General features: G+C 41.7%; 12 protein-coding genes. 11 read left to right on the forward strand and 1 reads right to left on the reverse strand.

The genetic code is table 11. The annotated features are described in order from the left end of the window. Positions 1-14 precede the first annotated feature (14 nt). Positions 15-242 carry a hypothetical protein gene (locus tag BLW60_RS09405; protein WP_028518188.1) on the forward strand — a complete coding sequence of 76 codons (228 nt, stop codon included), beginning with the start codon at positions 15-17 and terminating at the stop codon, positions 240-242. A gap of 41 nt (positions 243-283) precedes the next feature. On the opposite strand, the gene BLW60_RS09410 is transcribed toward BLW60_RS09405, so the two are convergent. Next, positions 284-961: a hypothetical protein gene (locus tag BLW60_RS09410; protein ID WP_074716728.1), complete on the reverse strand. Its 678-nt coding sequence runs from the start codon at positions 959-961 to the stop codon at positions 284-286. A gap of 742 nt (positions 962-1,703) precedes the next feature. Between BLW60_RS09410 and BLW60_RS09415 the strand changes: the two genes are divergently transcribed. The 10 genes from BLW60_RS09415 (at position 1,704) to BLW60_RS09460 (ending at position 16,510) form a co-directional block, all read left to right on the forward strand. Beyond that, the gene (locus BLW60_RS09415; RefSeq protein WP_074717049.1) at positions 1,704-2,930 is read left to right on the forward strand and encodes a HipA domain-containing protein; all 1,227 of its coding nucleotides are present in this window, start codon (positions 1,704-1,706) and stop codon (positions 2,928-2,930) included. 249 nt (positions 2,931-3,179) lie between these two features. Next, positions 3,180-4,202 carry a Wadjet anti-phage system protein JetD domain-containing protein gene (locus BLW60_RS09420; protein WP_074716730.1) on the forward strand — a complete coding sequence of 341 codons (1,023 nt, stop codon included), beginning with the start codon at positions 3,180-3,182 and terminating at the stop codon, positions 4,200-4,202. Between the two features lie 4 nt (positions 4,203-4,206). Next, positions 4,207-5,733, forward strand: coding sequence for a hypothetical protein (locus tag BLW60_RS09425; RefSeq protein WP_074716732.1), 1,527 nt, complete (start codon positions 4,207-4,209; stop codon positions 5,731-5,733). Continuing rightward, positions 5,730-6,425: a DUF6063 family protein gene (locus BLW60_RS09430; RefSeq protein WP_074716734.1), complete on the forward strand. Its 696-nt coding sequence runs from the start codon at positions 5,730-5,732 to the stop codon at positions 6,423-6,425. The genes BLW60_RS09425 and BLW60_RS09430 overlap by 4 nt, the downstream gene beginning before the upstream one ends. Further along, a complete protein-coding gene (locus BLW60_RS09435; RefSeq protein WP_074716736.1) occupies positions 6,409-10,701 on the forward strand; it encodes a coiled-coil domain-containing protein in 4,293 nt (1,430 codons plus the stop codon). Before BLW60_RS09430 ends, BLW60_RS09435 begins: the two co-directional genes overlap by 17 nt. A 498-nt stretch (positions 10,702-11,199) precedes the next feature. Next, the gene (locus tag BLW60_RS09445; RefSeq protein WP_074716740.1) at positions 11,200-11,787 is read left to right on the forward strand and encodes an META domain-containing protein; all 588 of its coding nucleotides are present in this window, start codon (positions 11,200-11,202) and stop codon (positions 11,785-11,787) included. Positions 11,788-12,439: 652 nt separating this feature from the next. Then, the gene (locus BLW60_RS09450) at positions 12,440-13,951 is read left to right on the forward strand and encodes a sensor domain-containing diguanylate cyclase (RefSeq protein WP_347496430.1); all 1,512 of its coding nucleotides are present in this window, start codon (positions 12,440-12,442) and stop codon (positions 13,949-13,951) included. Between the two features lie 196 nt (positions 13,952-14,147). Next, complete coding sequence (locus BLW60_RS17270) at positions 14,148-14,273, forward strand: hypothetical protein (RefSeq protein ID WP_278289910.1); 126 nt, start codon at positions 14,148-14,150, stop codon at positions 14,271-14,273. 240 nt (positions 14,274-14,513) lie between these two features. Further along, complete coding sequence (locus BLW60_RS09455) at positions 14,514-15,125, forward strand: signal peptidase I (protein WP_242872860.1); 612 nt, start codon at positions 14,514-14,516, stop codon at positions 15,123-15,125. 35 nt (positions 15,126-15,160) lie between these two features. After that, positions 15,161-16,510: a BsaA family SipW-dependent biofilm matrix protein gene (locus tag BLW60_RS09460; RefSeq protein ID WP_074716744.1), complete on the forward strand. Its 1,350-nt coding sequence runs from the start codon at positions 15,161-15,163 to the stop codon at positions 16,508-16,510. Positions 16,511-16,552: the final 42 nt, after the last annotated feature.

Consider the following 16,552-nt stretch of genomic DNA (forward strand, 5'->3'; position numbering starts at 1 on the left):
GGGGAGGTTTCAGCATGGGCGAAAAGAGAAAGCTTAAAAAGGAGATAAAGCTCTGCATGAGTACGATAAAAGAGATCGAAAGAAAGCGTTCGCGTTCTCAATCGGCACTTGTACAGGCTATCCTGCTTCAGGAGCAGCCTGACGAAACAGATGTAGAGTGGTTCAATAAGTATACGGGAGAGATAACAGCCTGCCGTAATCATATGATAGAGCTGCAAAAGAAGCTCAAGTCTCTCGGTTAAGAAAAGTTAAACGCCTCCGATTTTTCGGAGGCGTTTTTATGTCAGTAATCGTATTCGTTTTCCTTTTTGGAATATAGCAGGAAGAAAAAGATCATCAGCAGTTCGCCGAACATACTTATGAGGAAGATAAGGTCTGAATTTCCTGTAGCAGGACCAAGTGCGGCAAAAACGAACATCAGCGCACCTGCAAGGAAAAATGTGGGAGTTTTTTCTTTTATCCATACATATATACCTGCTGCGATAACAGGAAGAACAGTTCCGAATGAGAGCAGACGGTTTATCTTGTCAGCCCACACAGGAGTTGAGTCACCTGCCACATATCTGACTATGCCTGCAAAATCACGCAGTTCAAGGACACGGGCAAATCCCGAAGCACAGCCGAGTATACATACCGCAGCGGTAATTATCCATACTATGGTCATTTTTATGTCTACCCATTTCATTGCATAGCCGCATATCGCAATATTCAGAGGTACGAGCAGACCATGACTTACGAAGCGTATACGGCTAAGTATACGCAGCAGATCATTAGGCATGAACGAACCGAGAGCCATTACAAGTGCATCGAATAGCAGTCCGACTCCCACCACAGCCATTAACAATGCAATGGTCTGACGTTTTTTGATGTATCGGACAAACAAAAGTATGGTAACAATGGCTTCAAGAGCTGTTATTACGGCTATAATAACAGGACAATGATCGGTAAGAAATCCTCTCATGTTATCCTCCTTTTCAGTGATAGAGCTTTCCGTTAAAAAAATAGTGAATAAGGAATAATGCAGCGAAAAAAAGCTTAATTCGCGTATAATAATTAACGCCCTGCATAGAGCAGGACGCGATAAAGGCTGTGCTTGCTCGTGCCGGATAGCTGTGAGATAAACAACATTTAGTGAATAAGGAATAATGAATAGTGAATAAAGAATAATACAGAAACGCCTGATACAGCATTATGATCTATACATTATTAACTATTCATTATAAATTGAGCCCGTCACGTTAGTGACGAGCGTTTCTGGTGGAGGCGAGGGGAATTGAAAAAGTAGAAGCACTTTTAGTGATTTTTGCTAAAATGTGAAAATGGCTGTATTTAGCGATATTTTACGATTTCGCTTTTAGCAGCTTCAAGTGATTTTTGGCAGTTTTTGGTACAAATAAGTGGTAAACAAGTGGTTGGAATTGCTCTATTCTACGTAAAAAAACAAATAAGTTAGTACCTAATAAGTGGTATGATCCCGACGGAGTGTCCTTTGTATATTTTGCATTAAAAGAAAACTCAATATGCTACTTGTAATTAAATATGCAGCTCCGGTGCGTTTTTTCGTCCATTGCTTCATATGGTGAAATCACCGAAATATAAGGCTGTGCTGTTTGGATAGACTGGCGGAAGAGATGGCTTGATTATGATATAGAGATGTGGTATAATGATAGAAAAGCGAGGTGAGAGCGTTGAAATATACACTTATGCATAAGAATATAGCTGTTGCAGACATTGAAATAGATGAAGCTATTGGTGGGATTAGCGTAATTGATAATATATCAGCAAAAGAGCATCTACCGATCGGTGTTGTGCATCCGCTTCATCATAGCGAAAGCATTGACCGATACGCATTGAATCAGTGGTGGGCAGGCAGGTCAATTCCTGCGAGTAGAATGGGCATTGAAGATGCTTTGGAAAAGCTCGGTGTATATAATTCTAAGCTGCTTCTTACGAAATGTCTCGGACTGAGTTTATCTGATCATTACTGGATAAAGCCTTACGGAAGCGATATGACCTGGGAAGATGTAAATTTCTTTGACAACGATTTCTCAGATGATATAGGTGATGTTCTTTTTGGTACAAGTGATAAGAATGCTGGATTCGATTTTCTGTCGCCGGATAATACTTCTGACGGTAATCTGAAAAAACGCTGGAAGATCATTGACGGCAAACGTTGTCTTTTGAAATCAGGCTCCAATCCATATAGTCAGCAGACCTTCAATGAGGTTATCGCTTCAAAAATAATGAATAGACTTGGAATAGATCATGTGCCTTATTCGGTAACGTGGATAAATGATGAACCATATAGTGTGTGCGAGGATTTTGTAACGAAGGATACTGAACTCATCAGTGCATGGAGAGTACTCCAATTGAGAACAAAAGCAAATCATGAAAATGAATACCTTCACTACGTTAATATCTGTCGGGAACTCGGGATAGATATAGTTCCTTCCATTGACAAGATGATAGTTCTCGACTATATTATAGCAAACGAGGACAGGCACTTCAATAACTTCGGACTTCTGCGTGATGCTAATACCCTTGAATGGCTTGGTGCTGCTCCCATATTCGACAGCGGAACTTCACTCTGGTATGATAGGTTAACTTCACGAATACCAATCAATGGTGTTAATTGTAAGCCATTCAAGAAAACACACGGCGAGCAGATAAAACTTGTATCCTCCCTTGAATGGTTCGATGCTTCAAAACTCGATGGTATCGAAGATGAGATACTTGAAGTGTTCAGTGAAGATAAGGCAGCTCAGTATATTGATACTGAACGTGCTAAGACCATAGCTGCTGAGGTCAGAAACAGGATAGAAGCTGTTGAAAGCATGGCGATGAGCCATATACAAAGCTATGACATCTCCTCCACCGAGGGTGATGTTGAAGAAGATGTAGCTGAGAGCTACGGAATGAAAATGGAATAAGGCAATGAGGAGCCTGCGAAAGGACTGAGCTAATATAGAAGTTTTATCCAAACAACTATAAGCAAGGACTTTGCACCAGCCTATAAAACTGAACAGACAGATACTTCAAACGATGTATCTGCCTGTTTTTTTATAATAACGCTCGAACTTCGAGTAATCTGTTTCTTACAGCTGACAGCTTGCTTTTTCGACCAAATTATGCTACAATATGTATATACTATTTTATATTTAGATTAGAGGTGGCAATGTATGAGTAAGCCTAGTAATACACTATATAAAGCATTGCAGAAATTTCCTCGCAAACGAATCTCTTTGGAGGAACTCAGCAGGTTTTGCACAGGATCCGAACACCTCTATGAACAAATCAATGATCTTGTGGAACGGGGGGCATTAACTCCTATCAAGAGTAGCGGAACAAATGGTAATCAGAAGAATCCGTTGTTTATGCGATACAATATCTGCATTGAAAACACGATACAAGTGTCAGCAGATGAGATCTACGCACTTCATCCGAGACTATCAGCTAATGGGTATCTTCTTCGTAATCGAATGCAGTATGTTAATAACAGGGCTTTTTTGATCCGGCTGAGCGAGTGGCTTACCGATCACAAAGACAATGATATGATGTCGAGGCGCGAGCGTTCTTTTTCTATATTCGGAAAGGAGAAGGAATTAGATGATCATTTAAGATTGTTGGAATCTGTTGGAATTTCAAGAGATACGCTTCGATATTATGAAACACCTGAACAGTGCTTTTCAGATTATATCCCTATCCGAAAGCGAACTATGACATTAGTAATTTGCGAAAATAAAGATATTTGGTTCAATATCCGACGTTTGATGTATGAATCCGGAGCCTGCTCGTTATTCGGTACACATATCGACGGTGTAATCTTTGGCCAGGGAAATGATATCACAGGAAAAGATAAATTCCGTTCCTATGCACAGTATTTAGGAGCAGATGATGTTAGCTTCCTGTACTGCGGTGATATCGACAGAGCTGGCTTTGATATCTTTCTGCGGCTTTGTAAAGCAGCAGAGGAACTTCATATCGAATTGTTCTTTCCGGCATATAAAAAAATGCTGGAACTGAGCCATAACATTCAGCTTCCTGACAGCGACGACGGAAGGTGTATCATGCCCGAAATGTCCGCAATATTGCCGCTTTTTGCGGCAGACGATCAGAAGCATATCGCCCAAATACTAAACGATAATAAGCGATTGCCGCAGGAGATACTTTCGTATCCTATACTGGCAGATAATATGAGGTAAGATAATGATTTCAGCAGAATCCCAAGAATTGCTACAGGATTTCGAGAAACGTATGCGATTCGTTAATCTGATCAAATACTGGCTGCAAAGAAGCAAGCCCACAGAGATCCGTGAATTGCTGCACAACGATGATGATAAGACTGATAATCTGATACTTATGGTAATGGTCTTTATCATGGACAGTACGCTTCGCTACGGCGAACGCTGTACAAAGCAGAATATTACAGCTTTTCTGCGTGATTTAGCTGATATTTACGGATATGATCCGGAATCGGCAAAGATGCTGACTGATTATATCGTGACAGATGTTCTTCAAAGCGGAGGAAAGGTGCGCAGATTCGATACATTTGACAGCCACGAGGAAGGATTCCGAGAACAGGGTTCTCTGATTCTTATTCAACAGCAAAGCGGAAGCTATGTCCTGACCAATGAAGCTTACGAATTCCTTTTCAGAACGAAAGAGATCGACAGCGAACTGGATTTTTCTGTTAACCGTTTCAAATTACAGGAGTTTATCAAACGTGGTAACTACGGTAAAGCGCTTCGGGAGAGCCGTGAACTGGTCAGCCGAGTAAGGAATCTGAAAACGAGAATGGATGACTTTATGCTTCGGTGCAGAACCAATATCTCCGAAGTGTCGATTGATGAATATGAAGAGATCGTCACGCAGGTAAAGGATTCATTTGAGGATGAAAACAAACAGCTCAGTGATATCCGTACTCTCGTATCAGCAAAGCTACAGGCAATTGCAGATGCTGAGGTCAAAAAAGGCGAAAATATAGGTCAGACTGAACAGGAGATACGTGAAATACTTGAAAACATTGATACAGTAATAAGTGAGCAAAGCCGTGTATTCAATCAGAAATATACACTGTCAGATCTGTACACAGAGCTATTGGACGATAGTTTTTCTTATTTTCAGGCAGGCCGATTTGACCTTGAACAGGAATTATTGCTTCCGTTACAGAAAATGCAGCTGTTAGATACCAGAAGTGTCGGAAAACTTTTTGCACCACTTTACCGTCCTTCATTTCCACATTTGTTTGGTCTTGATTTCTTTTACAGCAGACAGAATGCAATCAGAGATAGCATCAGGAATGACGGTATTGACATTAAAAGCGATGAGGCTGCCGAAAATGCGGCAGATATCAGAAATAAACGATATGTGGATATTATAAGCGGTTTGCTGTCCTATGCGGAAAACAACCATGAATTCTGTTTCAGCGAATATCTTACTTCTGTTTCAAAAGAACAGTTACAGGAGCAGATGCAGGAAAAATCATTGCCCGATGTTATGCTGAAGCTCTACGGACTTGGAGAGATTGATGTTGCAGGCTGGCGTTCGGAACATCAGGATATTATCGTGCCTGTTGGTGAATTTGATCTTTCCTATTGCCTGAGCGAACTTCCCGAAGAATTCGTGCAGATGGAGTCGATACTGATATATAAGCTTGATGAAGTAATTACTCTATCTGATGATGCGGGCGGCAGTATCAGAATGAATGATTTTAAGATCGAGGTGAGAAGATGAAGACGGAAAGTCTGAAATTGTTTGCGAAACTTATGGAAAAAGGATATATCACTCGTGAACAGGAGCCAACATATTATGAGTTTTACAATGATCCGGAAATTGCTTCCGAGCTTGCAGTCATGGAACAGGAGCTTGATTTCACGCTTTACAGAACGAACGGAAGGCTTTATCTCTTGCCGAATCCGAGCAATGAATTATTCTCACAGGATAACAAAGACTTTAAGCGAAGTGTAGGACAAAATGAAAAACTTGAAGTATTATATCTGTTGAATTATATGGCTATATTCATGTTGAATGAACTATATGGTGGAAAAGGAAACACACTACAAACACGGTATTATATCAAAGAGTCAGATTTCGTCGAAGAATTTACGAAGCATTGTGAGCAGGTAAGGGCAGAGGGTGAGGCTTTAAAGAATGCATCTGCTCAGTATAGTATTGATTTTCTTCGCCTCGCTGATAGCTGGCTTGCAAAGCGAGGAGATGAATCTGTATCATCCGATACAAAGCACGGATGTTTTGTGAAGATCATCAATAAGTTTCGTGATGAGGAATTACTATATGATGCGGACGGTGTATGGAAGCCGACAGTAAAACTGAATGACTTGATGCCGTACTATTTATCACAAAATCGCATTGCAGAAATACACGCTATTCTGGAGGGAGGTGTGTCAGATGCCGGCGATCCGTAAGATCAGAATTGTTAATTTCAGATTCAATGACGGTACGAAGCTGATACCAGACGAGATATTCTGTACCGAAAACGCTGAGGGAAAACCGATCGATACCCTGCTGAATCTTGATAACGGCGGCGGTAAGTCTGTGATCGTGCAGCTGCTGCTCCAACCGGTTTGCCCGAAAGCAAAGGTTCAGAACCGCAACATCAGTGATTATTTCCAGAAAGGAACTGACCATGCATTTGTTCTGATAGAATGGGCATTGGACGGCTCAACTAACAGTCTGCTGACCGGCATTGCACTGGCTGCAAGCACAACAGCAGACGATGAAAATGAAAGCAAAACCGTTCGTTACTACACGTTTATGCACGATTATTCAAGAACCGGTGATAAGATTGATCTTATAAATCTTCCCCTGACAGAGCGGACAGGCAGTCATATCCGTCCTATGTCGTTTGATGATCTTCGTAAGTATTTACAGAACAGGAAGGTTGAATACTATCATTCGGATTCTCTGCGCCGTTACCAGAAACGTCTGGAGGAGTACGGGATCCTGCATACCGAATGGGAAAATATCCTTGTTCGCATCAATGCAGTGGAAGGCGGCATTACAAAATTCTTTGAGGAATACCGAACCGCCGACAGACTGCTTGACAAGTTTATCATTCCGGGTGTGATGCCAAATGATGCAGCGTCAGTGGAAGCTTTGGAAGAAATGTTCGTCCATTATGCTGACAGCTATGCAGGACAGGAAGATAATCTTCGCTTGCAGTCACAGATCAAAGCATTTACTGAAAAACTGCAAGGGATACTTCCGTTTATGAAGAATATGTGGGATGCCGAAGATCAGAGGATACAGGCGATACGTCTGCTGGCAGATCAGTTATTCACACTTGAACATAAGATCAAACTGGATACTGAAAAACAAGAGCAGCTTGAAAAAACAATATCCGACATAAAGGCAAAGCTGTATCATATCAAAGCTGAAAAAGCATCAGAGGCATTTTATCTGGCACAGGAGAGCTTTGAGCGATCAGCAGTACAGCTCGTGGAATGCAGGCGAAAAAAAGAAGATGCCGAAAGCCAGCGTGACAGATTTGACCATATGGTCATGGTGCTGAATGCCGCCAAAGAGTACGCTGAACTGATTGAACAGCAAAATTCTGAAATGGCACTGGCTGCACAGCTCAGAGAACTTGACCAGGGAACACAGGATTCTCGTATCATTTCTTTGAAGTATTCCCTCTCCCTGCTTGCAGCGAATCTGATACAGCAGACAGAAAGTGAATTGCGTCAGAAAGAAACAACAAAGAAAGAATATTCTGGTTCACTTCGCGATGCACAGAACAGACTCACAGAACTCACCGAGCAGCATGAAAATGCAAACAACAGCATGAATCAGAAAATCGGCATGAGAAAGAATATGCTTGAACAGATCGACAATGGTTTAGCGGCACTTGCTTTGCGAATAACTGTTATGCTTGACAGAAGTTATTCTGATGAGGATATAGAGATTATCCGTGCAGGCTATGAAAAGCAGATAGAACTTGCAAATGAGGAGATAGGGCGCTGTCAGAATGAGGAAACTCAACTTGAACAGGAACTTGACGTTCAGGATATAAAGCGAGCTGAACTTCAACAATCACAGGCGGATTGTAATGCTTATTTGAAACAGCAGAAATCCGCACTGGAAGAGTACAGTCTGGCGTACAATACAGTTATTGCAGTATTGGAGCATTTATCAATCCCCGAGAGCAGAGTGTTTACTGATGAACCGATAGTAAGCCTTGACCGCATACTTGCAAAGCTGAGAGAACAGCTGAAACAGGCTGAGCGTTCGGAAGAATTGCTCACAGAGCAGGTACGGTGTATCGAAGCAGGTCAGCTTCACCTCTCAAAAACAGCGGTCAGCTTTTTACATGAATCTGGTATCGCTTATCAGACAGGTGAACGTTACCTCAACTTGCAAAATGTGAAAATCCGAGAGGGGATTCTTTCTGTAAATCCGCTTGTTGCTTATTCTGTGATTGTTGATTCTGAAAAGGAGAAGGAAAAACTGCTGTCGCAATCAGCGGATTCGTGGTTATCTGCGATCGTTCCGGTATATACGCGATTTGAGCTTGCGGATATGGCTGACGGAAAGTGGAGCGAACCAGACCGTTTTCTTTCTGCATTTGATAAAGAATACTTTCAAGATGCTTCTGTTTATAAAGAGAATATACAGAAAAGACTTGATGATACAAAAGCAGAGATTAAAAACTTGCGGCATCAGATTACTGAATGGGAATCGGAACAGATCATTCTATTGCAGTTTACATATTCCGCAGATTATGAGAGTCAATTACAGGCGGATATAACTGCTGCCGAAGCGGGACTTCAAAAAACGCTGGATGAACTATCATCTCTTGACAGGCGAAAAACTGAGATCAGAAGGCGGTCAGAAGAGCTCCGCCGGCTTAAGGAAAAACAACAGGAAATGGTACGCAATACCGAAAAGGAGCGATACGAATTTGAGCGTATCTGCGAGATCATTTCACAGTATGAGAATGTCAGCATACAGATTACGGAGCTGGGATCCAGATGCAGAATGCTTTTTCAGCAGATAGAGAATGAGCGAAAAGAAGAAAACCGACTGTCTGAACTTATTACACAATGTGACGATATGATCCGGCAGCTCAATGATAAGCTGAAAGGGTATCAGGAGTTGTTGAATGAGCTGAAAGACACTCCGGCAGCAGAAAAGCTCTCTGAGGATTTTTCAGTCATGCTTGCGGAATATCGACTTTATCATGAGAAATATTCATCGAATCGCCATGAATTACATGAACAGCTGAAAAGAGTTCAGGATAATATCAGAAAAATAGAAAACGGTATCCGGAGATTCCATGTAGAGCCAGCCGAATACGAAAATATTTTATACTCTGATGATGCCTATTGTCATGCAGAGAAACAGCTTGCACAGGCGAGGGAAGAAAGTGAACAGGCTGCTAAACAATATTCAGAAGCAATAGCTTGCCATGCCAAATCAGAAAGTGAACTGGAGCAGGCTAAGATGAAACTTGATGAACTGCACACGGAACTTCTGCCTCGTTCCGAAGTTGGTTCGGATTTTGAACTCCGTATTAAAGAATGCAATGGCAGATTAAGTGTAGCTGAGTCAGAGAAAATCGAATGTTCAAAAAGATTGAGTGATCTAGAGAGCGATCGCAGATACTCCGCTAAATATGGGGAGAGGTTTATAACTGAATTATCGGGATATACTCCTAAAATCTCAGGGATTGAACACGATACGAATAAACTGCGTGATACAATAGAGAATTGCTTCGAACAGCTGAAACAGGCTGAGAGCAAAACTAAGAAATATCATAGTCGTGAGCTCGAACCATTCAGAGATACACATTCTTTGTTTACGGGAACACTTGACGGTATTCTATCAGTGATCGACAATCATAATATCACAGGAGATAAATACTATACGCTTTATGATCGAACGGTGGGTGATATTAAACGCTATCGGGATCGTATCGCACAGCTTTCTGTTCTGCTGAAAGATGTTGAGAACAGCAGGAAGCAATTAGTGGAACATTGTCGCCAACGAGTGGGTCGTTTGTACGATAATCTAAAAGTTCTTTCTAAGAAATCATCCATTCAGATCGGTAATGTAAAAAGACAGATGATACGAATTGATCTTCCCGAAATTGAGCCGACAAGTGAGCAGCCGGCTGATAGGATCAATCATTTTATTACGGAACAGGTCAAAAAGCATCTGTCTGAACAGAAAACTCCAGCAAGTACTTATCAATATCATCTTGAGATAAGGCAGCTTCTTAACTGCTATATTGGCAAGGAGACCATTCCCATCACCGTATTTAAGATCGATAAGAATATCCAGAACAGCCGCTATCGTTCATGGCAGGATGCATTGAAAGCAAATTCCGGTGGAGAACAGTTTGTTGTATTGTTCTCACTGATCATATCCGTTATGAATTACACAAGGAGTTTGACAAACAGTCTGAGTTCCACCAGCGGTGTGTTGATTCTTGATAATCCGTTCGGACCAATTTCGTCGCCGCATCTTCTTGAACCAATGTTTCGTATCGCAAGACATTTCCAGATTCAGCTGATATGCCTGACACATCTTGGAACAGCAGCAGTGATAAGCTTCTTTGATATGGTTTATCAGCTGCGTTTTAAGAACCTTCTGCTTTCAAATGTGGAGATACTTGAAGCAGAAGCAAAGCAGCATATGGAACACGCATTTTACTTATCTGAGCAGCTATCACTGTTCTAAATATTCAAAAGGGGCATTGCCAAACAATGGCAATGCCCTTTCGTGCTATTCATTTCCATCGCTGCACTCGCCAGATCTGTGAAGTTTAGAGTTGAAAATTGTATAATAATCTTCTAAGAGCAAAAAACTCAGCGGAGCGTCTGATATTGTTAAATAAAAAAATAAGTGGTTGACAGTTTTTTGTCAAAAAAGCAAGCCCACAAACGCCTATTTTAAGCCGTTTGTGAACCATGATTTTGAGACGAGGGGAATTGAAAAAGGAGAAGGACTTTTAGTGATTTTTGCTAAAATGCGAAAATGGCTGTATTTCGCGGTATTTTACGATTTTGCTTTTAGCAGCTTCAAGTGGTTTTTGGCAGCTTTTGGTACAAATAAGTGGTAAACAAGTGGTTGGAATGGCTCTATTCTTCGTCAAAAGCTGAATTCAGCTGCTCAAAATAAGTGGTCAGATCCCGACGGAGCTTCATTTGTTTATTTTGCATTAAGGAGGTAAGAACAATGAATAAAAAAATAAGTATAGGCGTTGCGGCATTAATGATTGCGATCAGCGCATACGGCTGCTCGGACTCCAAAAAGAATAGCGTTCCAACTAAAGATATACCTGCTGTGACCAAGGTTGCCGAAAGCACTACGGAAAACAACGTCCCTCCGCAGGAAGGTCCGCCGGAGGTGGAATTCAATCTTGATGCTGAATATGATGAATCCAAATACCTTCATTATGTGAATATGCCCGAATGCACCCCCACAGCCGCAGCTGAAGCGGACTTTATTGGATTATGGCAAGCTGATGTCATGGCAAAGGACAACATCGCCTATGACAGCATCTGCGGTGTTCCTGTGTCTGCGACAGGTCATCTTGTGATAGCCGAGGAAGGCAGCGGAAACTTCGTAAACATTGACCCCGTTGTAATAAGCGATGGACCTCAGGGCGGTGCTCCACAGGCTGCGGACGCAGCAGGTCAGAGCGGTTCCCAGACTGATGAGACTGAGCTCCCTATGACATATACCTTTGAAAACGGTGCCCTGAACGCCGCTGTGACTATTCCTGTGGGACCCGTTATCGATGTCATTGACACCGACACTTAGATTCTGCAATGCTATGCATGAGATAGAGGAAAGATTACATATTCAAATGCTATACAAATATTATCGTATATCCGACTATCATGAAATAACAAATTAATCATATTCCGAATCAATCCCAAATACTGTGTGACCGAAAATAATGCAATAAAAGATTATGACATGAGACCGATTGTGAAAACAGTCGGTCTTTTTATATATCAGCAAATTATTATTCGCTTGAAGGCTAGTATAAGTTCAGTGTGCAAGTTGACTTTAACTAATTCTGATTGACTTTTTCTCCCCGCCTATGCTATAATAATTATAAACTGATTATGACAGAAGGAACTTGAACAGTATGTTCGCTTTAACGCAGCGAATACACTGTAATTACAGCATACTTGTTTAACCTTTGGAAGATACAATACGCATACAGCTCATGTTGCTTTCTGCGTTTGTATTGAGCATTTTCCGTACTTCTGACCGAATCGACAACTGATTCGATAAAAAGGAGCCTGCCATGAAGCCAAAATCCAGATTTTTGCCACATTCATTAAGAACCGCGATCACATTTACAATGCTTTGTGTGATACTGATATCTCTTGTAGTCACTACTCTTCTCAGTGCTGTCTTTATCCGCAAAACCGAGAGCCATAAATCAGATCAACTGCTCCAGATGCTATGTACGTCGGGACAACGAAGTCTTGATTATTATTTTGACAGCGTGCAGAATACGATAACAAAAGTGACATCATTTGCTGAGGAAGACCTGAACAGCGTGAACAGTGAGGAGCAACTTGCAGCGCATATGGAGAGAACCCGGGAATACTTCGGGATGATGGCTTCCAAAACCAAGGGCGTCTTGACCTATTATTACCGCATCGATCCATCGGTCTCGTCTGCAATAAAGGGCTTTTGGTATACAGATTTGGATGGTAAGGGCTTCGAAGAGCATGAAGTGACCGATATTACACAGTATGATGTGGAAGACACCTCAAGGCTGGTATGGTTTACTGTTCCGAAGCATGAGGGGAAGCCTATCTGGCTGCCGCCGTATATCACAGATAATCTCGATGTCCGCGTCATCTCCTACGACGCACCGGTTTATTGGAAGGGACGGTTCATCGGTGTGATCGGTATTGAAGTGGACTACTCTACAATGGCAGAGGAAATCAACAGTATCCGTCTATATGATAACGGATATGCATTTCTGAGCGATACTGATGGGCAGCTCTTCTATCATCCGCAAATTGATGTGGCAGATCTGAGATTGAAACCCGAATTTGAGTTTCCCTATCGTGAGGGCGACGAGAACAAAGTTATCCGTTACACTTATGACGGAGAGAAAAAAGCAGCAGTCTGGTGTAAGCTGAGCAACGGTATGCGACTGAGTGTTACTGTACCCGTTTCCGAAACACAGGGTGAATGGAAGGGGCTTGTTCTGAATATCTCACTGGCCGCTGTCATCGTACTCATCGTGGCAAGTTTATTTTTGATGTATTATACAAGGCGCATTACAAAACCGCTCGAGCAGCTTACCGCCGCAGCGGAACATATAGAACGCGGAAACTATGATATTGTACTCCCCTACGACGCCGACGACGAGCTGGGCAGACTGACAAAGTCGTTCAATAATTTGTCTGATACGGTGAAAGCGCATATCAGCAAGCTAAACGGACAAGTATTTCTCGATGCGCTGACAAAAGTAAAAAACAAAGGCGCCCTTTCAAATCACATCAATGAAATGCAGAAAGATCTCGACAGCGGTGCAAAGGAACTGGCGTTTGCGATTGGCGTATTCGACTGCGATTATCTTAAACTGATCAATGACCAGTACGGACACGATAAGGGTGACATTTACCTGAAAAAAGCCGCGCATATCATCTGTGAGGTGTTCAAGCACAGTCCTGTGTTCCGAATGGGCGGAGATGAGTTCGTCGTCATCTTGGAGAATGAGGACTATCTGAACCGAGATGCGCTTCTGGAACAGTTTGACACACTCGCAGAAAAGATTAATGTATCCACTTCTGAACCATGGGAACAGGTACATCTTTCCAAGGGCTTTGCTGTTTTCAACTCGTCGGAAAACAGCACCGTAACGGACGTGATGCAACGTGCGGATCAGCTTATGTATGAGAACAAGCGGGAAAGAAAAAAGATAATAAGATCTGAATGGAATATGGCATAGGTTATGGTTGACAATATTTTTTAGCCTCATTTAGCTGAGTATAGTTTATACGGTATTCGAGAATACTGCATGACATATTCATAGTATATCCAATCCCACGAAAATCGTTGGTTCTATTTCAGCCGTCGCAGCCATATTCAGTTGTAACATTTAAGATAATGCTCATTTGACATTAGTGAAAAGCCTTCCTATTTATATGGGAAGGCTTTTCTTTTGCATGGTGAAGAAGGAATGGAAATATCTTATCATCGTCAGACAGAATCATAGCAGGGAGCTGTTTGGCGGAAACAAGCCCCATGACGATAGGTATAGCATTGCCTAAATATTACTACATGTACAATTCGTGTGAGTGAGCCTTCGGCACCAATATTCTTTTTTGTAGTAAGTAGCAATTATTATGGTGTATAATTATACAGATTCGACAATTTTCCGAAAAATGATTATTAAAGGAAATAAATTCTATTTACAAACAGTTTATTATGTGATATAATTTTCATATATGGCGAAATATGTACTAAATTGCAATATAATATTTGAAAAAAAGATGGGAGGAATGCCATAAGTGAGTGCAATTGCAAAAGAAGAAGCAAGTGTTGGTATAGGTAAAGGAGCTCGCGCTTTTTTTGCCATCCGCAAGTTCTTTATATACTGTTTATCCTTTTTTATTATAATTTTCGCAGTTTTTTTTGCGGCAAGCAAGAGTCCGAATAAGTCTTTGTTTGGTTTTAGGTATTATATTGTGCTTACTGACTCAATGGTTCCCGAATTTTCAAGCGGAGATATGGTCTTTGTAAAAATATCAGATGCAAAGAACATAAATACGGGTGATGTCATCACTTTTAACCCGTCGAGCGGAGGCGAAGCATACCTGACACACCGGGTTACAGAAAAATTTACCGACTATCAGGGCACTGGTGTTACTTGTTTCAGAACAAAGGGTGACGCTAACAACACCGAAGACTCATTCCTTATTGATGAGAGCCGAGTTATCGGAAAGGTGCAGTTTCATGTGCCAAAATTGGGGGTAATCGTAAGGTTTGTTCAGCTAAAGTGGTATTTTATCGTACCATTGATCGTTTTGATACTCGTATTTTTCAAGATGATGAAGTATTACTTTGATCTGAAATCAAAAAATGAAAAAATTAATGCCGACGATAACGTCAAGGCAGATTAAAACAATAATGTTTAAATAACAGGAGGATATAAGTTATGAAAAATGATGTTTCCAAGAAGAAAAAGACTTCCAGAGAAAAACGTGTTTTAATTGCATCACTTTGTATTGCAGCTGCTGTTATGGCAGGCAGTACCTTTGCATGGTTCACCAGCAAGGATGAGGTTACTAACCGTTTGAGTGCAAGCGCTGACTACAATGTAGCGATTGCCGAAGATTTTACTCCACCCGAGCAGTGGACACCCGGACAGGAGATCAATAAGGACGTTTCTGCTGTCAATACGGGAAATGTGGACGCATTCGTCCGTATCGGCCTGCTACATGACGCAACTTTGACGGTTAAAGGAACTGGTGTTGCTGTACCCGCTGATGCTACAGCCCTTGCAAGTGCAGATAAAACAAACTGGGTGGAGCTGAAAACATCTGCTTCAAACACAAACACACCTACAGGCGGTAATGCTGTGAATAATAGTGCGAACGAAGTAACACTGCTTCAGGCAGGCGGTACACTTGTGATTGCAGGCGGTAAGGTTGTTACACCTTCTGACGCTTGGAATGTTCGCTCAGGTGACTCTTCAAATTCTGATTATTCCGGCGCAGGTCAGTTTGATCCTAATGTAACAAAGACTGTTGCAAACCCAACTAAGAACTATGCACAGCAGTACGGCAGTGGCTTATATATCTTTAAACGTAATGTTACTGACGGCGTTAAGTATTCCGGCTACTATTATGATGCAACTAATGATAAGTTCTATGAGCTTGAGCAGGAAACCGGCACTGTTTACATTGCAAATCTTGCTGCTGATGCAATTGCAGAGGATGCAAATGGTGTTGTTACATTGACCTCTGGTGCGCTTAACAATGTTAAGCTTGCCGCAACGAAGAAAATAACAATTGCAAACAATAGTGCAACACCTGCATTCAATATTACATGGATGAAAGACAACACTACAGAAGCTGTTGCTGATAAGTCTGATGCAACAATTATTCGTCTGACTTATGTTGGTGATGATGATACTACTGCAAACAAAGCACTTGACGATGTTGTGATCGACATTAACCTTGCATCTGGCTGGAACACTAACTGGACTTACAAAGCTGCTACAAGTACAAAGATCGACGGCACAAATGATGTGGGCTATTTCTTCTACAAAAAGCTCCTTGCTCCAGGCGCAACAAGCGAGAAGCTTGTTGACAGCGTAACACTTAACAAGGATGTTACACAGGATGCGTACAAAGAGCTCGTTTACGATCTGACAGTAGTTCTCGACAGCATTCAGGTATCTCCTGACGAAGCAAAGTCTAATGGAAGCATGGTAACTGCTGTAAATGGCGCTTCTTGGGGTGCACAAGCAGCGTATGACGGCACGACTGTAAGTTGGACATAATCGTCGGCATCACACGAAAATTTTAACGGAAAGGAGACAGCG

The sequence above is a fragment of the Ruminococcus flavefaciens genome, assembly GCF_900108555.1.
Classification (GTDB): Bacteria; Bacillota; Clostridia; order Oscillospirales; family Ruminococcaceae; genus Ruminococcus; species Ruminococcus flavefaciens_P.